Origin of the sequence: Blastococcus sp. KM273129 (assembly GCF_021698995.1) — a bacterium.
Classification (GTDB): Bacteria; Actinomycetota; Actinomycetes; order Mycobacteriales; family Geodermatophilaceae; genus Blastococcus.
In genome coordinates this window covers 28,753-53,721 of the sequence record NZ_SSXB01000050.1, presented here as the reverse complement: position 1 = coordinate 53,721, position 24,969 = coordinate 28,753, and the positions used below count along the sequence as shown (strand labels likewise).

The following is a 24,969-nucleotide window of genomic DNA, read 5'->3' as shown; positions in this document are numbered from 1 at the left end:
CCTCGGGGGAGGGGCCGGGTGGCCGGCTCAGGGCGCCCACCAGGCGCCGTGCCGGTGCTCCAGGGGGATCCGCAGCTCGCCGCCGTCCTCCGTGGAGACGACGAGCTCCACCTTCGCGATGCGGACGGGCGCACCCTCGCCCTCGGGTTCCAGGAGCCGGCCGGTGGCCAGGGGCATGGGCGGCAGGACGAGGAGGTCCTCGTCGGGGAGCTCGGCCATGCGCGGTCCTCTCGAGATGGTGGCTCGCCCACCGTAGGGAACCCGGCCGGGGACGCAACGGGCCGGGTGACCCCGCAGGGTCACCCGGCCCGGTGGCGCCCCGCCGCGAGGTGGACGGGGTCCGCGCTCAGCGCGCGTCGGCGGGGACGTAGTCCCGCGCGGTCTCGCCGGTGTAGATCTGCCGGGGGCGGCCGATCTTCGTGGACGGGTCGGCGATCATCTCGCGCCACTGCGCGATCCAGCCGGGCAGCCGGCCGAGGGCGAACAGCACGGTGAACATCCGCGTCGGGAAGCCCATCGCCTGGTAGATCAGCCCGGTGTAGAAGTCCACGTTCGGGTAGAGCTTTCGCTGGATGAAGAACTCGTCGTTGAGCGCGATCTCCTCGAGCTGGCGGGCGAGGTCGAGCAGCTCGTTGTTGCCGCCCAGCTTGTCGAGCACGGTGTCCGCCGTCGACTTCACGATGGCGGCGCGGGGGTCGTAGTTCTTGTAGACCCGGTGCCCGAAGCCCATGAGCTTGACGCCCGGCTCCCGGTTCTTCACCCGCTCGACGAAGCGGGGGATGTCTCCGCCGTCGGCCCGGATCGCCTCCAGCATCTCCAGCACCGACTGGTTGGCGCCGCCGTGCAGCGGGCCGAACAGCGCGTTGATGCCGGCGGACACCGACGCGAACAGGTTGGCGTGCGAGGAGCCGACCAGCCGCACCGTGGAGGTGGAGCAGTTCTGCTCGTGGTCGGCGTGCAGGACGAAGAGCATGTCCAGCGCCTTGGCGAGGTCCGGGTCGACGTCGTAGGGCTCGGCGGGGAAGCCGAAGGTCATCCGCAGGAAGTTCTCGACCAGGCCCAGCGAGTTGTCCGGGTAGAGGAACGGCTGGCCGACCGACTTCTTGTACGCGTAGGCCGCGATCGTGGGCAGCTTCGCGATGAGGCGGAGCGTGGAGATCTCCACCTGCTCCTCGTCGAAGGGGTCCAGCGAGTCCTGGTAGAAGGTCGACAGCGCGCTCACCGCCGAGGAGAGCACCGGCATGGGGTGCGCGTCCCGCGGGAAGCCGTTGAAGAACTGCTTGAGGTCCTCGTGCAGGAGCGTGTGCCGCCGGATCCGCTGGTCGAACGCGCCCAGCTGGTCGGCGGTCGGCAGCTCGCCGTAGATCAGCAGGTAGGTGACCTCGAGGAAGCTGGACTTCTCGGCCAGCTGCTCGATCGGGTACCCGCGGTAGCGCAGGATCCCGGCGTCACCGTCGATGTAGGTGATCGCCGAGGTGCACGACGCGGTGTTGACGAAGCCGATGTCCAGCGCGACCTTGCCGGTCGTGGCCAGCAGCTTGCTCGTGTCGATGCCGTCGGCACCCTCGGTCCCGGGCTTGACGGGCAGGGGCAGTTCTCCACCGGGGTAGCGGAGGGATACGTCCGGGGCGCTCTCGGTCTCGGTCATCGGGGAGTCACGCTACTGGTTCCGGCGCGATCGGTGCACGCGGACCGCAGCGTCCACACCGCGTCCGCCCGGCCACCGTGCCAGGTCGCCCCGCGCTCGGCGACGGCCAGCCAGGCCTCGCGGACGAGCCCCGCGGGCTCGTCCGTGGGGACCAGCTCCACGTCGACGTCGGCCCCGTCGGCCAGGGCCACCTCGACCAGCGGGGCGGCTGCCTCGAGCTCGGGCGGGGTGACGGCGAGCAGGAAGCGTTCGGCGGCTCCGGCGGAGCGCACCTCGCGGAACCCGTCCAGCACCGCCCGCACCTCACCCGGCTCCGGAGCGGCCAGCCGCGCGAGCGCGACGGGGAACGGCGCGGCCCACACGTCGAGCTCCTGGCGGAAGCGGTCCAGCAGCGGAGCGGTGTGCGCGCGTTCGGTGAGCGGTCGCGGGTCCCCCTCGGTCGGCGGGAGGTTCAGCTCCACCAGGCGCGCCGTCGCCAGGAACGCGGCCTCCAGCATCGCCCGGGCCTCGGGGCCACCGCCGAGCTCGCCGGCACGCGCGACGGCCATGGCCAGGGCCGTCACGTTGGCGCGACGCTGCTTCTGGGGGTCACCCAGGAAACCCGCGCGGACTCCCCAGTCGATGAGCCGGGGCCAGTCGCCCAGCCCCCTGGCGAGGATGCGGGGGTCCTGGGAGCTCTGCGTCGAGTGCAACCGGAACCGGCTGAGCGTGCTCGGGGTGTAGAAAGCCGACCCTCGCGCGAGCAGCCGGAGCCAGAGCGCCAGGTCGCCGAGCACGGTGAGCCGGCGGCCGTCCACCTGCCAGAGATCGGCGGGGTCGACGTCCTCCCGCCGGAAGAGCACGGTGGTCAGCTCCCCGATCACGTTGTTGCAGTTCTCCAGCACCGCATCGCCCAGTTCGCGGCCGTCGATCCGGCCGGGCCGGTCGACCAGCGGCTCGAACTGGCCACCGGGCAGGGGGCGGCCGTCATCCCCGATCAGCACCCGCCGGGAGAAGGCCATGGTGGCACCGGGCGTGGACTGCATGCCGCGCACCAGCTCCCGCACGCAGTTGGAGGCCAGCACGTCGTCGTGGAGGAGGAACTTGACGTACTCGCCGCGCGCCAGCTCGAGCAGCCGCCTGGGGTTGCCGAACCCGCCGAGGTTGGTGTCGTGGCGGATCACGCGGACCCGGGGGTCGCCGGCGGCGAACTCGGCCAGGATGGCGGCGGTCCGGTCGGTGGAGGCGTCGTCGCCGACGAGCACCTCGATCTCCCGGTAGCTCTGCTCCAGGGCCGAGCGCAGCGCCGGCCGGAGGAAGCGCTCGCCGTTGTAGGTGGGGACCAGGATGCTGACGAGCGGATCGCTCATGGCCGGAAGCTCTCGATCGCGTCGATCACGGTGTCTTGCTGCTCCTCTGTCAGGTGGGGACCCAGGGGGAGGCTGAGCACCTCGCGGGCCAGGACGTCGGCCGCCGGCAGGTGCGCCGCGGCCAGGCGGGTGCCCGCGAACGCGGGCTGGCGGTGCGGGGGCACCGGGTAGTGCACGAGGGTGTCCACGCCCCGGGTGGCGAGGTGGTCGCGCAACGCGTCCCGGTGGGGCGTGCGGACCACGTACAGGTGCCACACCGCGGTGGCCCAGGGGACGGTGGCGGGAAGGACCAGGCCGGAGCCCGTGAGGCGCTCGGTGTAGCGGCGGGCGAGCTCGTCGCGGCGGGCGTTGTGCGCCGGCAGGTGGTGCAGCTTCACCGACAGCAGCGCGGCCTGCAGCTCGTCCAGGCGGCTGTTCCAGCCCACCTCGGTGTGCACGTACTTCTCCGTGGACCCGTAGCTGCGCAGCGAACGCAGCCGGTCGGCGACGGCGGGGTCGGAGGTGGTGACGGCGCCGCCGTCGCCCAGGGCACCGAGGTTCTTGCCGGGGTAGAAGCTCCACGCGGTGGCCGAGGTCAGCCCGCCGACCGGTCGGCCGCGGTAGGTGGAGCCGTGCGCCTGCGCGGCGTCGTCGAGCACGGCCAGGCCGTGCCGGGCGGCCAGCTCCAGCAGCGGGTGGAGGTCCACCGGGTGCCCGTACAGGTGCACCGGGAGGAGGGCGCGGGTGCGTGCGGTGACCGCGGCATCGACGGCGTCGGCCTCCCACGCGCCGGTGACCGGGGAGACGTCCACCGGGACCGGGATCGCGCCCACGTGCAGCACGGCCAGCCAGGTGGCGACGAAGGTGTGCGAGGGGACGAGCACCTCGTCCCCCGGGCCGACGTCCAGGGCGCGCAACCCGAGGGCGAGGGCGTCCAGGCCGTTGCCCACGCCGACGGCGTGCCCGGCGCCGGTCGCGCGGGCCCACTGCTGCTCGAAGGCGGCGAGCTCGGGCCCCAGCAGCACCCGGTCGCTGTCCAGCACGCGCAGCGCGGCCTCGGCGAGTTCCTCGCGCAGCTCGGCGTGCAGGGCGCGGAGATCCAGGAACGGCACGCGCCGCCCGGTGGCGGTGGCCGTCACCGGGCGGCGCCGTCGGCAGCGCGCCGGGCGGCGAGGAAGTCGGCGTAGTCCCGGTAGTAGTCGTCCTCGCTGTAGGGCAGCGACGCGAGCACGAGGCAGACGCTGCCCGTGGAGAAGTTGCCCAGTTCCCGCCAGGTGAGCCGGGGGAGCAGCAGGCCGTAGTACGAGCGGTTGAGGTGGAAGCGAGAGGTCTCGGTGCCGTCGTCGACGATGACGTCGAAGCTGCCGGCCGCGGCGATGATCAGCTGCTGGAGGTTCTCGTGGGCGTGGCCGCCCCGCGACTCCCCGCCGGGCACGTCGTAGAGGTAGTAGACGCGGGCGACCTCGAAGGGGATCTGCGACCCGCCCTCGATGAAGGTGAGGTTGCCCCGCGGGTCGGTGACGCGCGGGAGGTCGATGATCCGGCAGCCGGCACCGGAGCCCTCCGGGCGCAGGTTCCAGTCGGTCACCCGGCGACCGGGGGTCAGCGAGCGGCGGTCGGTGTGAGCTCCCAGGTGCGTCGTCACGGATCCCTCATCGGCAGAGGGGAGGATCGGCGGTACGGACGAGGACGGGAGCGTGTCGGTGGAGGAGCAGGTGCACGGTGGTGGGTTGCTCTTCGGCGACCCGCGGTTCCACGACCTGAACGGCGTCCCGGAGGAGCGCCGCTGGTGTCACGAGCACCGGGTCGACGGGCGCCTCGTCGGGGTTCTCCCCGGCGTGGTCGCCGACGGCGTGCTGCTCTCCGGTCACAGCGCCCCGTTCGGTGGGCCCGACCTCGCCCGTCCCGACCCGACCGTGGGGGACGTCGTCGGCTTCGTGGACGGCGTGCTGGCACGGGCCCGTGCCGAGGGCCTCGAAGCCGTGCGCATCCGGTGCCGGCCCCCCGAGTACTCACCCGCGGAGCCGCTGCTGGAGTACGCGCTGCTGCAGGCAGGGTTCACGGTCGAGCACTGCGACCTCAACCAGGTGGTCGACCTCGCGCCGCTGGGCCCCGGCGGCGACCCTTCGACGCTGCTCGGGAAGAAGCGGGCGCGGGACGTGCGCGCGGACCTGGCGCTGCCCTACGAGCTGGTGGACGTGGCCGACGACGAGGGCATCGCGCTGTGCCACGGCATCCTGGCGGCGAACCGGGCGGCTCACGGGCGCCCGGCGGGTCTGCCGGCGGAGTACCTGGCGCGGGCCCGCGCGGCCTTCCCCGACCGGGTCCGGCTGCACCTGCTGAGGTACGCGGAACGGCCGGTCGCGGCCGCGGTGGTCTACCGGGTGCTGGACGACGTCGACCTGCTGGTCGCGTGGGGTGACGACGGCGGGCACGGCCTGCAGCGCTCCCCGATGAACCTGCTGGCGCACCTGCTGGTCGAGCGTTCGCTGCGCACCGGGGCGCGGCTGCTGGACCTGGGCCCCTCGAGCGAGAAGGACGGCAGCCCCAACTTCGGGCTGGCCCACTTCAAGCGCAGCGTCGGCGCCCGGCCCGGAACGCGGAAGGTGCTGCTGGCGACGCTGCCTTGACCGCCGTCAACGAAGCTCGGCGGGCACCTTGAACGAATCAAAGGGATCCCCGCCGGTGGGCTTGGCCGGGCTGCCGACGTAGACGCCCCGCGGCGGCAGGTCCTTCACGACCACCGCACCGGCACCGACGACGCTGTCGGCGCCGATGGTCACGTTGTCGCCCACCGAGGTGTTGACCCCGACGAAGGACGAGGAGCCGATCCGGCAGAAGCCCGAGACGACGACGTGCGAGGAGACGAACACGTGGTCCTCGATGACCGTCCGGTGGCCGATGTGGTTGCCGCTCCAGAGGACGACGTTGTCGCCGACCGAGACGTGGTGCTGCAGCACGTTGTTCTCGAAGACGAACGCGTTCTCGCCGATCGTGACGTTGCGCCACACGAACGCGTGCGGGCTGACGAACGAGGCGCAGGTGTAGCCCTGGGACTTGACCTCGTGGAAGAGGCGGGCGCGCAGCCGGTTGAGCCAGGTCGAGGAGAGCGCGACGAAGGCATCGACCCGGGCCGGCGGGTGGCTGCCCGCCAGGTCTTCGAGCGCCACGTAGGGCACGCCGTCGGGTCCTTCGCCACCCTCGGGCAGGAACCGGCGCTCGACGGCGAAGGCGACGACTTCCCGGTCGGAGTCCACGGTGAAGTACTCGTAGGCGATCTCGGCGGTCTCGCCGGCGCCGACGATCACGAGGGGCTTGGCGCGGTCGGTCACGGGTCCTCCGGTCAGGGGATGAGCGGCAGGGCCCGGCGGAGGACGGCGACGCCGAACCCGTCCCGGCCGTAGCCGTTGCCGTTGTAGAGCAGGAACGTGCCCGCGCCGGTGGTGACAACGGCCGGGTAGGCGACCATCTCGGAGTCCCAGCCCGCGGGGGCGACGTCGAGACCGAGCAGGCCGTCGTGCCGCCGCCAGGTGACGCCGTCGGCCGAGTCGGCGAAGGTGAGGCGGTAGGTGGTCTCCTCGGTGCCGGCGCCGAAGAACATCCGCCAGCCCTGCTCGTGGGGGACCACGAACGGCCGGCCGACCCGGTGTTCCCGCGGGGAGCCCAGGGGCACGGCGACGTCACCGGCGTCGGGGAAGTCCAGCCCGTCGGGGGAGCTCATCTGCCGGATGTCGTAGACCGGCAGCAGCTTGGTGCGGCCCTGGCGGAACTCGTGGCCGGCCCCGTACCAGCAGCGCCAGCTGCCGTCGTCGAGCCGGGCCACCGAGTGCACGACGCGGAACAGCCGCTCGTCCGGACTGGTGCGGAGCAGCGGCTGGTCCCGGAGCCGCGTGAAGGACGCGGTGTCGGTCGCCGGCGCCGTGGCCACGCCGGAGAACACCCGGAACCGCTCCTGCGCGGAGCCCGGCGGCTGGTAGCCCGCGTAGTAGAGCCGCACGGTGCCGTCGACCACGGTCACGGCGCACGGGACGACGCCGGCGGCGTCGAAGGTGCCGGGGGTGCCCGCGGTCAGGGCCGGGGTGCGCGCCTCACCGAGCACGCGGGTGGGGTCGTCGGCGTCGAGGTCGACCCACCAGACGCTGCTGGCGCCAGCGGCATCGCGGCAACCGGTGAAGACCCGGATGCGGTCTCCCAGCAGCAGGGGCGTGGGCTGCAGCGCGCCGGTGCGCCGGCTCTCCGCGGGCGCTGTCCAGACCAACCCGAGCTTGTCCCACTGCATCGGCAGGGTGGTGTCGTCCTCGGGGCCGGTCGGCACCGGGGGAACCTACACCGGCCGTCGCGCTCTCCCCGGACCACCGCCGGGGCGTGTCCCGGGCGGGCCGGCGGGTCGCCGACCCGCCCGGGAGCCGGTTCAGGGGTGCGTCATCGAGAGGACGTCGAGCGCCTCGTCGAGCTGCTGCTCGGTGAGCTTGCCCTGCTCGACGTACCCGCGCTCCACCACGACCTGGCGGATGGTCTTCTGCTCGGCCAGCGACTGCTTGGCGACCTTGGCCGCCTCCTCGTAGCCGATGTACTTGTTCAGCGGCGTGACGATCGACGGCGAGGACTCCGCGTAGGTGCGGCACTGCTCGACGTTGGCGACGATCCCGTCCACGCAGCGGTCGGCCAGCAGCCGGCTGACGTTGGCCAGCAGCCGGATGGACTCCAGCACGTTGCGGGCCATGAGGGGCAGCGTCACGTTGAGCTCGAAGACGCCGGTGGTGCCGGCGTAGGTGACGGCGGCGTCGTTGCCGATGACCTGGGCGCCCACCTGGATGACCGCCTCGGGGATCACCGGGTTGACCTTGCCCGGCATGATCGAGCTGCCCGGCTGCAGGTCCGGCAGCTGGATCTCGCCGAGGCCCGTGCGCGGGCCCGAGCCCATCCACCGCAGGTCGTTGGCGATCTTGACCAGGCCGACGGCGATGGTCTTCAGCTGGCCGGAGCCCTCGACCAGGGCGTCGCGGGAGCTCTGCGCCTCGAAGTGGTCGCGGGCCTCGGTCAGCGGCAGTTCGAGCTCGGCGGCGAGCTTCTCGATGATCGCGGCCGCGAACCCGGGCGGGGTGTTGATGCCGGTGCCGACGGCGGTGCCGCCCAGGGGCAGCTCGCCGATGCGGGGGAGGGACGCCTCGAGCCGCTCCACGCCGTACCGGACGGCCGCGGCGTACCCGCCGAACTCCTGGCCCAGGGTGACCGGGGTGGCGTCCATGAGGTGGGTGCGGCCGCTCTTCACGACCTCTGCGAACTCCTCGGCCTTGCGGGTGAGCGAGGCCTCCAGGTGGCGCAGCGCCGGGATCAGCGTGACGACGATCGCGCGGGTCGCCGCGATGTGGATCGCCGAGGGGAAGACGTCGTTGGACGACTGCGAGGCGTTGACGTGGTCGTTCGGGTGCACCGGCGCGCCGAGGGACTCGGTGGCCAGCGTGGCGATGACCTCGTTGGTGTTCATGTTGCTGGACGTGCCCGAGCCGGTCTGGAAGACGTCGATCGGGAAGTGGTCGTCCCAGTCACCCCGGGCCACCGTGCCGGCCGCGGCGGCGATCGCGTCGGCGATGCCGCGGTCGAGGACGCCGAGGTCGGCGTTGACCGTGGCCGCCGCGCCCTTGATCGCGGCCAGGGCGCCGATCAGCTCCCGCTCGATGGGCGTGCCGGAGATGGGGAAGTTCTCGACGGCGCGCTGGGTCTGCGCGCGCCACTTGGCCCAGGAGGGGACACGGACCTCCCCCATGGAGTCGTGCTCGATGCGGAAGTCCCCGCCGTCCTGCGCTGCGCCGTTCTGCTGGGCCACGCTGTGCTCCCGGTGGTGTGGATGGTGACAGTGCTCCGCACGGGACCCTAGACACCCGTGGGGGAGGCCGCCGGTCCCGCCCTCGCCCGCGGCCGCCGAGGAGGTGCGTGCACGCCGGAGCGTGCGCGCGAGCCACGGTGCCGAGCCGGCCCGAGCCCCGAGGAGGGCCCCATGTCCCAGCCGCCGCTGCCCCCGGAGACCGGCCCGTCGTCGGCGCCGCCGCAGGGTGGTCCGGGCTGGCCGGCGCCCACCCCGGGCTGGCCGGCGCCGGGCGGGCCGCCGGTGCCCGACTGGGCCGCGGGGGTCACGAGGCAGCCCGCCGCGCCGGCGGTGCCCGCGCCGGCGGCCGCCGGGTCCGCGCGCCGCGGCCGCTGGGTGCTCGCCGGCGCCGCCCTGGGCGGGCTGGTGGTCGGCACCGCGGCGACGGCGCTGCTGCTGGGCGTCGTCGTCGCCGGTGGCGCCGAGGACGTCGGCCGCGCCGTGGCGGCCGAGCTGGGGCCTGCGTTGACCGAAGGCATCCGCGACGGGATGGTCGAGGGCAGCCAGGCGCAGATGGAGGACGCCATGGACGCCTACGGCGAGGAGGCCGGCGGCTGGTACGGCGGGGTCCCGGGCGGGGCGGTGGAACAGTTCCCGCCGGTGGCGCCCGCGGACCTCGGGCCCGACGAGACCCTCGACGCCTACGCGGACAGCTGCTTCGGTGGTGAGCTGCAGGCCTGCGACGACCTGATGTACGAGTCGCCGCCGCTGTCGGCGTACGAGGAGTACGCCAGCACCTGCGGGGGCCGGGTCAAGGCCTACACGGTCATGGCCTGCACCGAGCTGGGGTGAGCGCCGGGACCTGAGCGGGGCCCTCCTCGGCTAGCCTCCGGGTGCGTGAGCTCTCCCGAGGACCTCCCTCCGCCGCCGGCCGTGCGCGTCTCCGACGCCGAGCGGGAGGCGGTGGTGGCGCAGCTGCAGAGGGCCGTCGGCGAGGGGCGGATCGACCTCGACGAGTTCGGGCAGCGGGCCGCGGCCGCCTACGAGGCGGTCACCCGCGCAGAGCTCGACGCGCTGGTGGCCGACCTGCCGCCGGACGCCCTGCCGCCCGTGCAGATCGTGGGCCAGCGCGCGGCCGAGGAGGTGACGAGCGTCTTCGGCGACATCACGCTGGCGGTCGCCACCACGCCGCCGCGGCGGGTCGGCACGGTGTTCGGCGACGTCCGCATCGACCTGCGCGGGCTCCGCACCGACGCCGACCGGGTCGACCTGACGGTGAGCACCGTCTTCGGCGACATCGACGTCATCCTCGCCGAGGGCGTGGACGGTGAGCTGCACGGGCGGACGGTCTTCGGCGACCGGAAGCTGGAGCTGGCCCCGGTGCCGCGGCTGGCGGGCACGCCGCTGGTCGTCGTCCACGCGCGCGCCGTCTTCGGCGACCTGCGGCTGCGTAGCCTCGCCCCCGGTGAGTCGCCCAGCCGCTGGCGGGCGCTGATGGACCGGCTCGCCCAGAACCGCCAGCCGCCCCCGCAGCCACCGGCGCCGGGTGCTCCGCCGCCGCTCCCGCCGCCGCGGTTCTGACCGGCACCGCCCCGAACCGGACGGGTCCTGTCACGCCGAGTGGGGCCCGGAGGGTCCCGCGCAGGCGCGACGCAGCGGCTCATCGCGACCGGGGGACGGCACCCGGCGGCGGGGCGATCCCGAGGACCGCAGTGTCATGGCGTCAGGAATCGAAGGGGACCGCGGAGTAGGCGCGCAGCTTCTCCAGCGAGTGCAGGCTGTCGATCGAGCGGATGGTGCCCGACCGGGAGCGCATGACCAGCGACTGGGTCGTGCAGCCGCCCGCGCTGTAGCGCACGCCGCGCAGCAGTTCGCCGTCGGTGATGCCGGTCGCCACGAAGAAGACGTCGCCGCGCACCAGGTCGTCGATGTGCAGCACCCGGTCCAGGTCGTGGCCGGCGTCGATCGCCTTCTGCCGCTCGTCGTCGTCCTTGGGCCACAGCCGGCCCTGCAGCGCCCCGCCCATGCACTTGAGCGCGCAGGCGGTGATGATCCCCTCCGGCGTGCCGCCGATGCCGAGCAGCAGGTCGACCCCGGTGCCCTCGCGCGCGGCGGCGATCGCGCCCGCCACGTCGCCGTCGGTGATGAACTTGATCCGCGCCCCGGCCTCGCGGACCTCCTGCACCAGCTGCTCGTGGCGGGGCCGGTCGAGGATGCAGACGGTGACGTCGCCGACCGAGCTCTTCTTCGCCCTGGCGATGCGGCGGATGTTCTCAGCGACCGGTGCGGTGATGTCGACGGCGTCGGCCGCCGCCGGGCCGGTCGCCAGCTTCTCCATGTAGAAGACGGCGGACGGGTCGTACATCGCGCCCCGCTCGGCGACGGCCATGACGGCGATGGCGTTGGGCATGCCCTTGGCCATCAGCGTGGTGCCGTCGATCGGGTCGACCGCGACGTCGCACTCCGGGCCGTTGCCGTCGCCCACCTGCTCGCCGTTGTAGAGCATGGGCGCCTCGTCCTTCTCGCCCTCGCCGATGACCACGACGCCCTTCATGCTCACCGTGCCGATGAGCGCGCGCATGGCGTCGACCGCCGCGCCGTCGCCACCGTTCTTGTCACCGCGGCCCACCCAGCGCCCGGCGGCCATCGCGGCGGCCTCGGTGACCCGGACCAGCTCCAGGGCCAGGTTGCGGTCGGGGGCCGGACGGCCGGCGCTGAACGGGTGCCCGGCCGTGGTGGGCAGCGGACCGTCGGGAAGGGGCAGCGACACGGGACCTCCGGCAGTTGGACCCCGGCCCCCCACCCGGGAACGCTCGGGACGGGACCATGGGCGAACGAGGTGGGGCGAGCTCGCCTGCGATCCTAGGGGCATGACCGGATCCGGCCCGTCGAGCCAGCACCCCCCGCGCACCGAGGACCCAGCCGGGCCCGGGGCCGAGGTGCTGCCGCCCCCGGTCTCCGCCGTCGAGCGCGCCAACCGGCTGAGCGCGGCGAACATGCTCCGCTCGCTGCTGCCGCTGGTCGTGATCTGCCTGCTGATCGTGTGGTGGCAGGCCTTCCGCAGCAACCCTGACGACCCGGTCATCGAGGTGGACCCGACGAGCACGTTGCGGCTCGCCGAGGCGCGCGCGGTCTACCCGCTGCTGATCCCCGCGCTGGGCGAGGACTACCGCCCCACCAGCGTGCGCACCGACGCCGGCACCGCCCCCGAGGGGGCGCCGGTCACGGTGCAGCTCGGCTACGTCACGCCGGCGGGCGACTACGCCGGCTACGTGGTGACCGACGACGCCGACGCCGAGGCCCTCGACGTGCTCGCCGGCGCCGCGGAGGAGGGCGTGGTCGAGATCGACGGGGAGGAGTGGACCGAGTCGACGACGCAGCGCGGGGAGACCGCCCTCACCCGGGTCGCCGACGGCGTCACCGTGGTCGTCACCGGCTCGGCCGGGGACGGCGAGCTGCGCGAGGTGGCGGGGGCGGTGGAGCCCTTCACGGGCTGAGCCGCTGCGCTGTCGCGCAGGTCACGACATGGGAACACCCGGTGCGTCCGGGCGGCCGCGGCCGGTCCGCAGGGCAGTCTGGGGTGACGCCCGTGGAACCCACCGCAGCGAGGAGAACCCGGATGCCTGCACGCGAGGACTGCCCCGGCAGCGACCACCGGCCGCCGGTCGACGGCGGCGCGTGCGACTGCGGGATGGTGACCCGGATCCCGGTGGGCGCCCCGGCCGCCGGTCCGGTGGACGTGCGGACGGTGCTGGCCCGCTGCCTCGACGAGGCGGCCGGCGGCGTGGAGGCCTCGTCGGCGCCCGCGGTGGAGCAGCGGGTGGACCGGCTGCTCGCGGCCCTGGCCGACGCCGGCTTCGCGGTCACCCCGGAACCCGGTCTCAGCCGCCCGGCCTGAGGCCCCGGCACCGGTCGCCCCGCCGGACCACCCTGGACGGGCCGGTGGCTCAGCCCTCCTCGGCGGGCGCGGCGGCCGCCAGGCGCTCGCGGGCCCGGTCCAGCCAGTGCTGGCACACCCCGGCCAGCTCCTCGCCGCGCTCCCAGAGGCTCAGCGACTCCTCCAGCGTGAGACCACCGGCCTCGAGCCGCCGGACGACGTCGGCCAGCTCCTCCCGGGCCTGCTCGTAGGTCGTCGTCGGTTCGGGGGTGCGCTCGTCGGCGCTCATGCGGGGTCCTCCTGGAGGGTGGTGGCGACGGGGTCGGGGGCCGCGGTGCGGTCGACGCGGACGGGCAGCCGGCCGCCGGCGACCCGCACGCGCAGGAGTTCGCCGTCGGCGACCTCGGCGGGGTCGCGCACCAGCGCGCCGTCGGCCCGCTGCACGACGGCGTAGCCGCGTTCCAGCGTCGCGGCGGGGGAGAGCGCCGCCACCCGCGCGCGGGCGTGCTCGAGGTCGCGCTCGGCGCCCTCGACGCGGTGGGTGAGCGTCCGGCGGGCGCGGGTGCGCAGCCCGAGGACGTCGTCCTCCCGGCCGTGCAGCAGCCGGTCGGGGGAGGCGAGCACCGGGCGGGTGCGGACCGACTCCAGCCAGCGCTCCTGCTGCTCGAGCCGGGTGGCGACCAGGTGCCGGGCGCGGGCGCGCAGCCCGTCGACCAGCCGCCGCTGCTCACCGATCTCGGGGACGATCCGGTGCGCCGCGTCGGTGGGGGTGGCGGCCCGGACGTCGGCGGCGTGGTCGACGAGCGTCGTGTCGGTCTCGTGGCCGACGGCGGTGACCACCGGGGTGCGGCAACCGGCGATCGCGCGGACCAGCCCCTCGTCGGAGAAGGGCAGCAGGTCCTCCACCGAGCCGCCGCCGCGGGCGACGACGATGACCTCCACCGCGGGATCGGCGTCCAGCTTCCGCAGCCCCTCGATCACGTTGCCCGCCGCCTGCGGCCCCTGCACGACGCAGTGGTGCACCGCGAAGCGCACCGCGGGCCAGCGCCGGCGCGCGGTCACGAGCACGTCCCGCTCGGCGGCGCTGTCCCGGCCGGTGATCAGCCCGACGACCCCGGGGGCGAAGGGCAGCGGCCGCTTCCGGGCGGTGTCGAAGAGGCCCTCCGCGGCGAGCAGCCGGCGGATCCGCTCGATGCGGGCCAGCAGCTCCCCGAGCCCGACGGCGCGGATCTCGGTGGCCCGCAGCGAGAAGGACCCGCGGGCGACGTAGTAGTCGGGCCGGGCCCGTACGACCACGCGGGCCCCCTCGGTCAGCTCGAGGCCGGGGCGCTCGGCGACGTCGCGGTGGCAGGTGACCGGGACCGACAGGTCGGCCGCCGGGTCGCGCAGGGTCATGAACACGGTGGCCGCCCCGCCGCGCCGGGACAGCTGCGCGACCTGCCCCTCGACCCAGACCTCGCCCAGCCGGCCGATCCAGTCGGCCACCTTGCGGGCCACGGTGCGGACCGGCCACGGCGACTCGGGGGACGACGGCGCGGTCATGCCCCGAGGGTGTCAGATGCCGCCGACACCGCCCCGGCGCCCCCGACGGCCCCTCTGCAGGGGCCCGCGCCGGGCTCGCGAGGCGTGGGGGCAGAGGGGCCCTTGCTCAGGTTCCGCGCGGGGCGAGCGGGCTGGACTCGACCGCCTGCTCCTCCAGCTTCTCCAGCCGGTTGCGCAGCATCCGCAGGTACGGGTCGCGCGCCCGGGTGGCCTCCTCGTAGGCCAGCAGGTCGGACACCGTCGCGAGCTGGTAGCCGCGGAGCCGGCCGCGCAGCTGGGCGATGGAGAAGCTGTCGTAGCCGTCGACGGGGGCGGCGCCGGCGGCCTGCGCGCCGGAGACCTCGCTGCCGCCCTGCGGGTCGTCGGTCGGCGCGTCGGAGGTCTCGCCGACGGCGTCCACGGCCGCCCCCTCGGCGATCGCGGCGTCGGTCTCGCCGGTGTCGGGGCCACCCTCGTCGGTGCGCACGCCGGTGGCCGCGGCGACCGGGCTGCCGCCCTCGTCGACGGCGACGTCGCCGCCGGCACCCTCGACGGCGGCGATGCCCTCGTCGGTGATCGCGGCCTCGACGGTCGCCACCTCGCCGTCGGGGGTCAGCACGTCGACGCTCTCGCCGCCGTCGGGCTGCTCGGCCGCGGCCGCCGGTGCCGGCTCGGACTCCAGCAGCGCTCGCTCCAGGGCGCCGGCGTCCTCGGTGACCACCGCGTCGTCCGCGGTCGTCGTCCCCTCGTCCGCCCGGTCGAGCGGGTCGGTCTCGGCCACCTCGGGGACGACCTCGTCGATCGCGAGCTCCTCGAGCACCGCCTCGGTGCCCGGCGCGTCCACGGGCTCGTCGGCCAGCACCTCCTGGGCGCGGTCGGCCCCGTCGGCGAGATCCGCGGCGTCGTCGGCCAGGTCCTCCACCAGGTCGCGGCTCAGGTCGTCGACCGCGGCCACCACCGCATCGGCGGCGGGGTCGTCGGGGAGGTCGGCCACCTCCTGGTCGCTCATGCCGCCGGCGCGGTCGAACGCGGAGCCGCGGAAGCCCGTGGCCGGCTCGTCGTCGTCGTCGAACGTGGCCAGCCCCGGTTCGGCCTCGCCGCGCAGCCCGACGAGCAGCTCGTCGCCGCGGGCCACCAGCCCGGCGTAGGCCTGCTGCACCTTCATCGCGTGCTGCATGGCCGCGCCGATGGCGCGGACCGGCAGGCCGGGCAGGGTCTCGGGCAGCTTGCGCGCCTCGTCGAGCACGGTGGCCGCCAGACCGGCAGCGGCGCGGACAACCTCGGGGATCTCACGGGCCATGCCGCACAGCGTGCCCCACAACTCGCGGGCCGACACGCGATGTGGGCAGATCCACCCGGGAGGTGGCGTGTCCGGTCCCACCTCGGCGTACGGGTCCCCGTCCGCGGACGCACCTACAGTGGTGGGCATGGCTGATCAGCGCGGACGTGTCCTGCTGGCCGATCCCCGGGGCTACTGCGCCGGCGTCGACCGGGCGGTGGTGGCCGTCGAGCGGGCGCTCGAGATCCACGGTGCCCCGGTGTACGTCCGCAAGCAGATCGTCCACAACAAGCACGTCGTCGCCACGCTGGAGCGGCGCGGGGCGATCTTCGTGGACGAGACCGACGAGGTGCCCGAGGGCTCGGTCGTCGTGTTCAGCGCCCACGGGGTCAGCCCGGCGGTGCACGAGGAGGCGGCCGCCCGGCAGCTGCGCACCATCGACGCCACCTGCCCGCTGGTCACGAAGGTGCACCAGGAGGCCAAGCGGTTCGCCCGGGACGACTACGACATCCTGCTGATCGGTCACCGCGGGCACGAGGAGGTCGAGGGCACCTCCGGTGAGGCGCCGGCGCACATCCAGCTCGTGGACGGCCCCGAGGACGTCGCCAACGTGCAGGTGCGCGACCCCGAGAAGGTCGTGTGGCTGTCGCAGACGACGCTGTCGGTGGACGAGACGCTGGCGACGGTCGACCAGCTGAAGACTCGGTTCCCGGGCCTGCAGTCGCCGCCGAGCGACGACATCTGCTACGCCACCCAGAACCGCCAGCAGGCCGTCAAGCAGATGGCCGCCGAGTGCGATCTGGTCCTCGTGGTCGGCTCGACGAACTCGTCGAACTCGGTGCGGCTGGTGGAGGTGGCGCTGGAGGCCGGTGCCCGCGCCGGGCATCTGGTCGACTACGCGTCGGAGATCGACGAGGCCTGGCTGGAGGGCGTCGGCACGGTCGGGGTCACCAGCGGCGCCTCGGTGCCGGAGATCCTCGTCAGCGAGGTGCTGGACTGGCTCGCCGCCCGCGGCTACCCCGACGTCGAGACGGTGAAGGCCGCCGAGGAGCGCCTGGTCTTCGCGCTGCCCCACGAGCTGCGCCGCGCGGAGAAGGCGAAGCGGAGCGCCGGCGACTGACCCCCGCACGCCCCGTACGACGAAGCCCCGGCCCGCGCAGCTGCGCGGACCGGGGCTTCGTCGTGGACGGGGTGTCTCAGCGCCGGGTGACCAGCCGGACGACGGCGAGCACGACCGCGATGCCGGTCGCCACGGCCATGGTCGGGAACCCGCGCACCAGCAGGGTGGCCATCGTCGGCAGGTTGAGCGACGCCGACGGCGCCAGGGCGATGTTGACGACGGCGACGAGCGTGAACACCAGCGGCGGCGCGACGACGACGGTCAGCAGGTCGCGGCGCCGCACCAGCAGGGTGGCCGCCGAGGTGCCGAGCGCCAGGGCCACCAGCGTGGTCGTGCCGAGGCCGATGCCGAGGAAGGAGTCGACGGCGCCGCCGGCGAGGGTCAGCAGGAAGACGCCGAGGACGGCGAGCGAGCCGCGCAGCCGGCTGCCCTGCGCCGCCGCCGGCGCGGCGGTGCGCGACCGGGCGTGCTCCGGCGCGGGGCGGCCGGCGGTCGGCCGCGGCGGGCCGGGCTCGCGCCGGCGGGGCGCGGACGGCTCGGGCCGGTCGTAGCGGTCGTCGGTGTGGTCCCGCTCGGCGGCGCGCTCGCGCTCCGCGGCGCGCAGGCGCTCTCCGGCGCGACCGGGCACCGGGGGGCGTCCGGTCCGCGCGGGGCGCGCCGGACGACCGGGCCGCTCGCTGCCGACCGGTGGACGAGGGGTGCGGGCGGGGTACGGCCGCTCGGGGCGTCCGCCGCCCTGCCATGCGCCCGCCGTGCTCGCCGTGGCCATGGCGCACCTCCGTCCCGCTCCGCTGGACGACCCGGCTGGCCGACCGACGGGGGCCACGGTAGCGACCCGAGCTGGCACTTCGTGGGAGGACGCCGTCGCGTCGCAGGCAACCGGTGGTGACCCAGCAACGCAGCGTGGTGGCTGTGACGCGCGGGGTGGACGAGTCCGTCCGGCCGGGCATGCCCGGGCGTCAGCCGGAGGTGCCGTCGCGCTCTTCCGCTGGGGCCGGAGCAGCTGCCGGTGCGAGGTGCCCGAGGTCCCCGGAGGGGCGCAGCGCGCGGATCGTCGCCTCGACCGGATCGGGCTCCGGCACGGGCGACTCGGCGACCCCGAGGTCGTCGAACCGCCGCGCGGCGGTCAGCACCGAGCGCTCGTAGGAGCCCACCGTCTCGTTGTACCGGGTCAGCGTGGTGGACAGGGCCGACCCCAGGCGGGTCAGGTGCCCGGACAGCGTGCTGAGCCGGGCGTGCAGGCGCCGGCCCACCTCGAGCACCTGGTCGGCGTCGCGGGCCAGCCGCTCCTGCCGCCACGAGTAGGCCACCGTGCGCAGCAGCGCCAGCAGGGTGCTCGGCGTCGCCAGCACGACGTCCCGCGCGAAGCCGTACTCCAGCAGCCCGGGCTCCGCCTCCAGCGCCGTCGTCAGGAAGCCGTCGGAGGGCACGAAGAGGACGGTGAACGGAGCGGCCGGACGGAACGCGGTGGGGTACCGGCGGGCGGACAGCTGGTCGACGTGGGTGCGCAGCTGCCGGGCGTGCGCGGCGACCCGCTGGGCGCGGACGTCACGGTCCTCGGCCTGCACCGCCTCGATGTAGCCGGTGAAGGGCACCTTCGCGTCGACCACCACCTGCCGGCCGTCGGCGAGGGTGACCACGAGGTCGGGGCGGACGCCGGCGCCCTCGTCGTTGGTGCCGGCGGGCTGCTCGACGAAGTCGCAGTGCTCCAGCAGGCCGGCGACCTCGACCACGCGTCGCAGCTGCACCTCGCCCCAGCGCCCGCGCACGTGCGGCGTGCGGAGTGCGGTGACCAGTGCGGCCGTCTCGTGCTTCAGCTGCGCCGAGGCCTGGCCGACGCTGCCCATCTGCTCCCGGAGCTCCCCGTGCGCGGTGGCGCGGGCCCGCTCCATGCCGGCCAGCAGCCGGTGCAGGTGGTCCAGTGACTCGTGCACCGGTTCCAGCCCCGCCTCCTCCGGACGGCGCCGGGCGAGCAGCGTGACGACGCCCAGCGCGATGGCGGCACCGAGCAGCGCGCCGAGGAGGAGCCCGAGGAAGAGGGAAGCGGCGTCCATGGGCCAGACCCTGCCGGAGGGGTCCGACGATTCAGCGCACGGCCCCGCGAACCCGGGAGCCGACGGCCGCGCCGGCGTGCGCCGCCTCGTGGTCGAGCAGCCAGCGCTTGACCGGCGTCCCCCAGCGGAACCCGCCCAGGCCGCCGCCCGATCCCAGCACCCGGTGGCAGGGCACGAAGAGGGCCGCCGCGTTGCGGGCGCAGGCGTTGGCCGCCGCGCGCACCGCAGCCGGCCGGCCGCAGCGTGCGGCGAAGGCCGCGTAGGTGTCCGGCCGCCCGGCCGGCACGGTGCGCAGCACGTCCCAGGCCTCCTGCAGGAAGGGGCCGGAACGCTGCCGGACGGTGACGCCGTCGATCGCGCCCACCCGGCCGGCGTGGAACTCCTCGACCGCGTCGAGCACCGCCAGCCGGGGGGAGGCCTCGCTGCGCTCGGGGCGCAGGGCGGGGTGCACGACGGCGAGGAGGTCGGCGACGTCGGCGGTCCACCCGCTGGCGAGGACGACGTCCCGGCCGTCGGGGTCGGTCCCGACGACGACGGTGAACGGGCCGGGCGGGGTGGCGACGGTGGCGTGGCGGGCGGGTGCGGTCATCAGGCGCTCCTCGGGAGGCTGGACGTGCGGGTGAACAGCGACGGCGCGGCGAGCGCCCACAGGTGCAGCACGGCGTAGGACCGCCACGGGCGCCAGCGGGTGGCGGCCTCGGCGTCGGAGCTGCCGAGCGAGGCCAGCGACCGGCGCAGCGCCAGGTCGCCGGGGAGCCAGACGTCGGGGTCGCCCATGCCGCGCAGCGCGACGAGCGCCGCCGTCCAGGGGCCGATGCCCGGTACGGCGAGCAGCGCGCGCCCGGCCTCCTCCCGGTCGGCACCCGGGTCCAGGGCGATGGCGCCCCGGTCCAGCGCCCCGGCGAGGGCGGCCACCGTGCGGCGGCGCACCCCGGTGAGCCCCACCGCGGTGAGGTCGGCGTCGGCGAGCGCGGCGGGGCGGGGGAACGCGTGGGTGAGGGAGCCGACCGGTTCGGCCAGCGGCGTGCCGGCGGCCAGCAGCCGCGCGGTGAGCGTGCGGGCACCCGCTATCGACACCTGCTGCCCCAGCACGGCCCGGACGGCGAGTTCGGCCGCGTCGGGCGAGGCCGGCACCCGGCGCCCGGGGGCGGCGGCGACGAGCGGGGCGAGCGCGGGGTCGGCAGCGAGGGCGCCGTCGACCGCGGCCGGATCGGCGTCCAGGTCGAGCAGCCGGCGGCACCGGGTGACCGCGGCACCGAGGTCGCGCAGCTCGGTCAGCCGCAGCTGCGCGGTGACCCCGGGCCCCCCGTCGGCCGACGGCGAGAGCCGCACCACCGCCGGCCCGTGCGGCAGGTCGAGCACGCGGGAGAACGTGGTGCCGTCCCACTCCTCGAGGCCGGGGACGGCGTGCGCGCCCAGGAACAGCAGCACCTCCTCGGCGGCGTAGGGCGCCCGCGCGGCGAGCCGCAGCGTCAGCCAGCCGGGCTGCCCGGCCGGGGCGGACCGGCGGGCGCGGCGCAGCTCGGTCGGCGTGGTGGCGAACACCTCGCGCACCGTGTCGTTGAACTGCCGCACGCTGGCGAAGCCGGCCGCGAAGGCGATGTCGGTGACCGGCAGGCCGGTGGTCTCCAGCAGCACCCGGGCGGTCTGCGCGCGCCGGGCGCGGGCCAGCGCGAGCGCCCCGACGCCGAGCTCGCCGACCAGCAGCCGGTGCAGCTGCCGCTCGGAGTACCCGAGGTGGGCGGCCAGCCCCGGCACCCCGGACCGCTCGACCTCGCCGTCGGCGATCAGCCGCATGGCCCGGGCGACGACGTCGGCCCGCACGTCCCACTCGGGGGACCCGGGGACGGCGTCGGGGCGGCAGCGGCGGCAGGCGCGGTAGCCGGCGCCCTGCGCGGCGGCCGCCGTCGAGAAAAAGGAGACGTTCCGGGCCAGCGGCGTCCGGGCCGGGCAGGAGGGACGGCAGTAGATGCCGGTGGTGCGCACCGCGGTGACGAACCAGCCGTCGAAGCGCGCGTCCCGGCCGGCGACGGCGCGGTAGCAGCGTTCGTGGTCCAGCAGCTCGCTCACGACGCCGAGCATGCCAGCGCGGAGCCACCGGCTCCGGCGGTTTTCGGACACGGCCGTGGCGCCCGGGGTCCACCGGTCGGTGGACGGCGGCCCAGCAGGTCGGTCGTCCCGCGCGCCGGCCGCCCGACGCGATGCTCCTGGCATGACGACGACAGGACCGGCGCCGCTCCTCCGGGGGACGGCGACCGACGGGGCACCGGCCGTGCGCGTGCGCGGGCTGGTCAAGCGCTACGGCGGCAGGGCCGTCGTGGACGACGTGGACCTCGACGTCCGGCGCGGCGAGGTCTTCGCGCTGCTCGGGCCCAACGGGGCGGGGAAGACCACGACGGTCGAGATCCTCGCCGGTCTGCGCCGCCGCGACGCCGGCCACGTCGCGGTGCTGGGGGAGGATCCCGCCACCGGCGACCGCCGCTGGCGCGACCGCGTCGGCGTGGTCGGGCAGACCACCGGCGCCGGTGACGCGCTCACCGTCCGGGAGACCGTGGACCACTACGCGCGCTACCACGCCCAGCCGCAGGGCAGCGACGAGCTGCTGGGGGCGGTCGGGCTCGAGGCCGCGGCGCGCACCCGCGTCGACGCGCTGTCGGGCGGGCAGCGCCGCCGGCTCGAGGTGGCGCTCGGCGTCCAGGGGCGGCCCGAGCTGCTCTTCCTCGACGAGCCGACCACCGGCCTGGACCCCGCGGCGCGCCGGCAGTTCTGGACGCTGGTGGAGGGGTTGCGGGAGGCCGGCACCACCGTCCTCCTCACCACCCACTACCTCGACGAGGCCGCGCAGCTGGCCGACCGCGTGGGCGTGATCGCCGCCGGACGCCTCGTCGAGGTCGCCCCACCCGATGCGCTCGGTGCCGCGCTGCGGCGCGAGGCGACCGTGCGCTGGACCGAGGACGGCGCACCGCGCTCGGTCGTCACGCCCGAACCGTCCGCCGTCCTGCGTGACCTGCTGGCCGCGACCCCCTCCGGCGAGATCCCCGACCTGTCCGTCACCCGCCCGCACCTGGAGGACGTCTACCTCCGGCTCGTCGGCGGCACCTCCGAGGGAGACCCCCGATGACCACCGCGACGACGCACCCGGCCGCGCCCGGTACCCGACCCGCGCCGCCGGGTGCGGCGACCATCGGCCGGGCCCGCATCGGCCTGGAGCTCCGGCTCTTCGCCCGTGACTCCGGGCAGGTCGTCTTCTCGTTCGCCTACCCGGTCGTGATGCTGCTGATCTTCGCGTCGGTGTTCGGCGACCAGGAGGTGTCGCCCGGGGTCGGCTTCGACCGGTACTTCCTGGCCGGCATTGCGGCCACCGGCATCATGCTGACCAGCTTCCAGGCGGTGGGCATCGCCATCGCCGAGGAGCGGGACCGCGGCGACCTCGGGCGGCTGCAGGTGCTCGGCACCCCGCCGGCCGCCTACGCGATCGGCAAGGCCGGCCAGGTGCTCGTGACCACCGTCGTCCAGCTGGCGGTGCTGCTCACGGTGGCCGCGCTGGTGTACGACATCCCGCTGCCCACCGACGCCGGCCGGTGGCTCACCTTCGCCTGGATCACCCTGCTCGGCGCGCTCGCCGGCACGGTTCTCGGCATCGCGGTGTCGGCGTTCGTCGGCAGCGCGCGGTCGGCGGGCACCGGCATCCCCGCGATCGCGGTCGTGCTGCAGTTCGTCTCGGGCGTCTTCTTCGTCTACTCGGAGCTCCCCGAGGTGATGCGGCAGGTGGCGGCGCTGTTCCCGCTGAAGTGGATGACCCAGGGGATGCGGTCGGTGTTCCTCCCCGATGCGGCGGCCGCCGCCGAGCCCGCTGGCAGCTGGGAGCACCCGATGACTGCCGCGGTGCTGGCCGCATGGGTGATCATCGGCGTCGTGGTGGTGGTCCGGACCTTCCGCTGGCGCAGGAGCGGCGGATGATGCTGCGCGACCGGCTGGCTGCCGCCTTCCTCCCCGAGCCGGTGGAGGAGGGCGGCGGCGAGCCGCTGACCGAGCGCGGCTGGCAGGCCACGCTGGCCGGCCTGCACGTCGTCGCCGTCGCCGTCTGGGTGCTGGCCGTCGTGACCGCGGTCGGGCTGCAGGACGGCGAGGGCCGGCCGGTCGCCGCGCTCACCGTCCTCGGCGTCCTCGCCGCGGCCTACGCCCTCTTCGGTGCCCGGGCGATCGGCGGCGGGCGGCCGGTGCACGCGGTCGTCTACCTGAGCGTGCTCGTCGCGTCGTTCGCCGCGCTCGGCTTCACCGCGCCCGTGCTGTTCTTCATGCTCTTCCTCGCCTACCCGCAGGTGTGGTTCGTCGTCCAGGGGACGGCGACCGGCATCGCCTGGACCGTGCTGCTCGCCGTGTCCAGCGCCGTCGGACCGGTGCTGCGGGCGGGGTCGGGTGACGAGGCGCGCGACGTGCTGCTCTCGACCGGGGTGAGCATGGTCTTCAGCCTGGCGCTGGGGCTGTGGGTCAGCCGGGTGCTGTACCAGAGCGCGCGGCGCGCCGACCTCATCGAGCAGCTGGAGCGCACCCGCGCCGAGCTGGCCGCCGCCGAACGGGAGCGCGGTGTGCTGGCCGAGCGCGAGCGGCTGGCCCGCGAGGTGCACGACACCCTCGCGCAGGGCTACACGAGCATCGTCGTCCTGGCGCAGACCGCCGCGGCGCAGCTGCCGGAAGGGGCCGACGCCGCCCGTGACCGGCTGGGCGTCATCGAGGAGGTGGCGCGGGACAACCTCCAGGAGGCGCGGGCGGTGGTCGCCGCCTTCGCGCCGGTGGCGCTGGAGGGCTCCACCCTGGTCGAGGCCCTGGCCCGGCTGGCCGAGCGGTTCGGCCGGGAGACCGGGCTGGCGGTGCGGGTGGACACCTCCGCGCTGGACGGCGGGGTGGCGCTGCGCCGCGACGAGGAGGTCGTCCTCCTGCGCGGCGCGCAGGAAGCGCTGACCAACGTGCGCCGGCACGCCGGTGCCCGCAGCGTGGCGATCCGGCTGTCGGCGGTGGGGGAGGGGGACGCTCGCCGGGTGTCGGTGCACGTGGAGGACGACGGCGTGGGCTTCGACCCCGTCCGCGCGGAAGGGGCCGGGCTGGACGGGTTGCGCGACCGGGTCGCGTCGGTCGGCGGAGAGGTGGACGTCGCCTCGTCGCCCGGCGCCGGCACGCGGGTGACCGTCCGGGTGCCGGGGTCGTGATCCGCGTCGTGGTGGTGGACGACCACCCCGTCGTCCGCGGCGGGCTGGTCGGGTGGCTGGATGCGCAGGACGACCTGGCGGTGGTCGGCGAGGCGGGCGACGGCCTCGAGGCGCTGGCGGTGGTGGCGGGGACGGCGCCCGACGTCGTCCTCATGGACCTGCGCATGCCGCGGATGGACGGCGCGACCGCGACGGAGCGGCTGGCCGCGTCGCACCCGGGCGTCCGCGTGCTCGTGCTGACCACCTACGACACCGACGCCGACATCGTGCGGGCGGTCGAGGCAGGGGCGACCGGCTACCTGCTCAAGGACGTCCCGCTGCCGCAGCTCGCCGACGCCGTCCGAGCGGCGGCGCGCGGGGAGACCGTGCTGGCGCCGCCGGTCGCCGCCCGGCTCGTGTCGCGGCTGCGAGCCCCGGCGGCCGAGGCGCCCACCGCCCGGGAGCTCGAGGTCCTGCGAGGGGTGGCGCGCGGGCTGACCAATGCCGAGATCGGCCGGGAGCTGTTCATCGGCGAGGCGACGGTGAAGACCCACCTGCTGCGGGTGTTCGCGAAGCTCGGGGTGGACGACCGGACGCGGGCGGTGCTGGTCGCCGTCGAGCGCGGCCTGCTGCCGCCGCCCGGTCGCTGACGTGGGTCGGTCGCTGTCGAGCGCGCCGGCTGCCGACCCGGAGTCGGCGGGGCCGTCAAGGGCTCTGCGCCATCTGTGGACAGGGCTTTGACCTGGGCTTTCGGGTCGCGGGTGTCGGCGTCCGGCGGTAGCATGCGTACATGTGTTCGACAGGTTCGTCCGATCCGGTGGCCCGGTTGGGTGCCGTGCTGGACGACCTGGCCGGTGAGGAGCTGGCCGGCCGGTTCGGGTCGCAGCTGATCGAGCAGCTGGGGGCGTTGCTCACCGCGTCGAACCGGCTGGCCGCGCAGGTGGCGCGGCGGGTGCGGGAGTGCGAGCTCACCCAGGCCGCCGAGCACGACGGCAAGGCCTCGATGGCCTCCTGGCTGCGCGGGCACGCGCTGCTCTCGGCCGGCGCGGCGTCGCGGCTGGTGCGCTCGGGCCGGGCACTGGCGGAGCTGCCGGCGGTGGCCGCCGCGTTCGCCGCCGGGGCGGTCACCGCCGAGGCGGCGGTGGTGATC

General features: G+C 75.3%; 27 protein-coding genes. 11 read left to right on the top strand and 16 right to left on the bottom strand.

The window, feature by feature from the left end; all coding sequences use genetic code 11:
- Positions 1-27: 27 nt before the first annotated feature.
- The 5 genes from E9565_RS14550 to E9565_RS14530 form a co-directional block, all read right to left on the bottom strand.
- Complete coding sequence (locus E9565_RS14550) at positions 28-219, bottom strand: hypothetical protein (RefSeq protein ID WP_236827919.1); 192 nt, start codon at positions 217-219, stop codon at positions 28-30.
- A gap of 127 nt (positions 220-346) precedes the next feature.
- Positions 347-1,648, bottom strand: a complete 1,302-nt coding sequence (locus tag E9565_RS14545; RefSeq protein WP_236827920.1) for a citrate synthase — start codon at positions 1,646-1,648, stop codon at positions 347-349.
- Positions 1,645-2,997, bottom strand: coding sequence for a glycosyltransferase family 2 protein (locus tag E9565_RS14540; protein WP_236827921.1), 1,353 nt, complete (start codon positions 2,995-2,997; stop codon positions 1,645-1,647). Before E9565_RS14540 ends, E9565_RS14545 begins: the two co-directional genes overlap by 4 nt.
- Positions 2,994-4,088: a DegT/DnrJ/EryC1/StrS family aminotransferase gene (locus tag E9565_RS14535; protein ID WP_308113155.1), complete on the bottom strand. Its 1,095-nt coding sequence runs from the start codon at positions 4,086-4,088 to the stop codon at positions 2,994-2,996. Before E9565_RS14535 ends, E9565_RS14540 begins: the two co-directional genes overlap by 4 nt.
- Positions 4,089-4,111: 23 nt before the next feature.
- Positions 4,112-4,621: an FdtA/QdtA family cupin domain-containing protein gene (locus tag E9565_RS14530; RefSeq protein WP_236827923.1), complete on the bottom strand. Its 510-nt coding sequence runs from the start codon at positions 4,619-4,621 to the stop codon at positions 4,112-4,114.
- A gap of 52 nt (positions 4,622-4,673) precedes the next feature.
- On the opposite strand from E9565_RS14530, the gene E9565_RS14525 reads away from it, so the two are divergent.
- A complete protein-coding gene (locus E9565_RS14525; RefSeq protein ID WP_236827924.1) occupies positions 4,674-5,606 on the top strand; it encodes a GNAT family N-acetyltransferase in 933 nt (310 codons plus the stop codon).
- Between the two features lie 6 nt (positions 5,607-5,612).
- Here the strand turns inward: E9565_RS14525 and E9565_RS14520 are convergent, their stop codons facing one another.
- The 3 genes from E9565_RS14520 to E9565_RS14510 all read right to left on the bottom strand — a co-directional run bounded on the left by E9565_RS14520 (position 5,613) and on the right by E9565_RS14510 (position 8,803).
- Positions 5,613-6,308 (bottom strand): acetyltransferase, encoded by a 696-nt coding sequence (locus E9565_RS14520; protein WP_236827925.1) that lies wholly within the window; start codon positions 6,306-6,308, stop codon positions 5,613-5,615.
- Between the two features lie 11 nt (positions 6,309-6,319).
- Positions 6,320-7,291 carry a hypothetical protein gene (locus E9565_RS14515; protein ID WP_236835625.1) on the bottom strand — a complete coding sequence of 324 codons (972 nt, stop codon included), beginning with the start codon at positions 7,289-7,291 and terminating at the stop codon, positions 6,320-6,322.
- A gap of 96 nt (positions 7,292-7,387) precedes the next feature.
- On the bottom strand, positions 7,388-8,803 hold the full coding sequence (locus E9565_RS14510) for an aspartate ammonia-lyase (RefSeq protein ID WP_236827927.1): 1,416 nt from the start codon (positions 8,801-8,803) through the stop codon (positions 7,388-7,390).
- Between the two features lie 171 nt (positions 8,804-8,974).
- Here E9565_RS14510 and E9565_RS14505 point away from each other — a divergent pair, with 171 nt between their 5' ends.
- A complete protein-coding gene (locus E9565_RS14505; protein WP_236835623.1) occupies positions 8,975-9,634 on the top strand; it encodes a hypothetical protein in 660 nt (219 codons plus the stop codon).
- 45 nt (positions 9,635-9,679) lie between these two features.
- The gene (locus E9565_RS14500) at positions 9,680-10,363 is read left to right on the top strand and encodes a DUF1707 domain-containing protein (protein WP_236827929.1); all 684 of its coding nucleotides are present in this window, start codon (positions 9,680-9,682) and stop codon (positions 10,361-10,363) included.
- A 142-nt stretch (positions 10,364-10,505) separates the two neighbouring features.
- Here the strand turns inward: E9565_RS14500 and glpX are convergent, their stop codons facing one another.
- Positions 10,506-11,552, bottom strand: coding sequence for a class II fructose-bisphosphatase (gene glpX, locus E9565_RS14495; protein WP_308113157.1), 1,047 nt, complete (start codon positions 11,550-11,552; stop codon positions 10,506-10,508).
- Positions 11,553-11,652: 100 nt separating this feature from the next.
- On the opposite strand from glpX, the gene E9565_RS14490 reads away from it, so the two are divergent.
- Positions 11,653-12,279, top strand: coding sequence for a DUF4245 domain-containing protein (locus E9565_RS14490; RefSeq protein ID WP_236835621.1), 627 nt, complete (start codon positions 11,653-11,655; stop codon positions 12,277-12,279).
- Positions 12,280-12,401: 122 nt separating this feature from the next.
- On the top strand, positions 12,402-12,680 hold the full coding sequence (locus E9565_RS14485; protein ID WP_236827931.1) for a hypothetical protein: 279 nt from the start codon (positions 12,402-12,404) through the stop codon (positions 12,678-12,680).
- A 49-nt stretch (positions 12,681-12,729) separates the two neighbouring features.
- On the opposite strand, the gene E9565_RS14480 is transcribed toward E9565_RS14485, so the two are convergent.
- From E9565_RS14480 to E9565_RS14470, 3 genes are all read right to left on the bottom strand, one after another.
- Complete coding sequence (locus E9565_RS14480; protein ID WP_236835619.1) at positions 12,730-12,948, bottom strand: exodeoxyribonuclease VII small subunit; 219 nt, start codon at positions 12,946-12,948, stop codon at positions 12,730-12,732.
- Positions 12,945-14,201, bottom strand: coding sequence for an exodeoxyribonuclease VII large subunit (gene xseA / locus E9565_RS14475; protein WP_236835617.1), 1,257 nt, complete (start codon positions 14,199-14,201; stop codon positions 12,945-12,947). Before xseA ends, E9565_RS14480 begins: the two co-directional genes overlap by 4 nt.
- A gap of 106 nt (positions 14,202-14,307) precedes the next feature.
- Positions 14,308-15,480: a lipid droplet-associated protein gene (locus E9565_RS14470; protein WP_236835615.1), complete on the bottom strand. Its 1,173-nt coding sequence runs from the start codon at positions 15,478-15,480 to the stop codon at positions 14,308-14,310.
- Between the two features lie 127 nt (positions 15,481-15,607).
- Between E9565_RS14470 and E9565_RS14465 the strand changes: the two genes are divergently transcribed.
- Positions 15,608-16,579, top strand: a complete 972-nt coding sequence (locus E9565_RS14465) for a 4-hydroxy-3-methylbut-2-enyl diphosphate reductase (RefSeq protein WP_236827935.1) — start codon at positions 15,608-15,610, stop codon at positions 16,577-16,579.
- 76 nt (positions 16,580-16,655) lie between these two features.
- Here the strand turns inward: E9565_RS14465 and E9565_RS14460 are convergent, their stop codons facing one another.
- The 4 genes from E9565_RS14460 to E9565_RS14445 form a co-directional block, all read right to left on the bottom strand.
- Positions 16,656-17,207, bottom strand: coding sequence for a DUF6542 domain-containing protein (locus E9565_RS14460; protein WP_236835613.1), 552 nt, complete (start codon positions 17,205-17,207; stop codon positions 16,656-16,658).
- A gap of 331 nt (positions 17,208-17,538) precedes the next feature.
- Positions 17,539-18,633, bottom strand: coding sequence for a DNA recombination protein RmuC (locus tag E9565_RS14455; protein WP_236827937.1), 1,095 nt, complete (start codon positions 18,631-18,633; stop codon positions 17,539-17,541).
- A gap of 31 nt (positions 18,634-18,664) precedes the next feature.
- On the bottom strand, positions 18,665-19,222 hold the full coding sequence (locus E9565_RS14450; protein ID WP_236835611.1) for a methylated-DNA--[protein]-cysteine S-methyltransferase: 558 nt from the start codon (positions 19,220-19,222) through the stop codon (positions 18,665-18,667).
- On the bottom strand, positions 19,222-20,703 hold the full coding sequence (locus E9565_RS14445; protein ID WP_236827939.1) for an AlkA N-terminal domain-containing protein: 1,482 nt from the start codon (positions 20,701-20,703) through the stop codon (positions 19,222-19,224). The genes E9565_RS14450 and E9565_RS14445 overlap by 1 nt, the downstream gene beginning before the upstream one ends.
- Positions 20,704-20,845: 142 nt before the next feature.
- Between E9565_RS14445 and E9565_RS14440 the strand changes: the two genes are divergently transcribed.
- From E9565_RS14440 to E9565_RS14420, 5 genes are all read left to right on the top strand, one after another.
- Positions 20,846-21,754, top strand: coding sequence for an ABC transporter ATP-binding protein (locus E9565_RS14440; RefSeq protein WP_236827940.1), 909 nt, complete (start codon positions 20,846-20,848; stop codon positions 21,752-21,754).
- A complete protein-coding gene (locus E9565_RS14435) occupies positions 21,751-22,593 on the top strand; it encodes an ABC transporter permease (protein ID WP_236827941.1) in 843 nt (280 codons plus the stop codon). The genes E9565_RS14440 and E9565_RS14435 overlap by 4 nt, the downstream gene beginning before the upstream one ends.
- Entirely contained in the window at positions 22,590-23,840 is a 1,251-nt protein-coding gene (locus E9565_RS14430) for a sensor histidine kinase (protein ID WP_236827942.1), read from the top strand. Before E9565_RS14435 ends, E9565_RS14430 begins: the two co-directional genes overlap by 4 nt.
- A complete protein-coding gene (locus E9565_RS14425; RefSeq protein WP_236827943.1) occupies positions 23,837-24,469 on the top strand; it encodes a response regulator transcription factor in 633 nt (210 codons plus the stop codon). Before E9565_RS14430 ends, E9565_RS14425 begins: the two co-directional genes overlap by 4 nt.
- Positions 24,470-24,609: 140 nt before the next feature.
- Positions 24,610-24,969, top strand: a 360-nt coding sequence (locus tag E9565_RS14420) for a DUF222 domain-containing protein (protein ID WP_236835609.1), incomplete at its 3' end; no start/stop codon positions are given.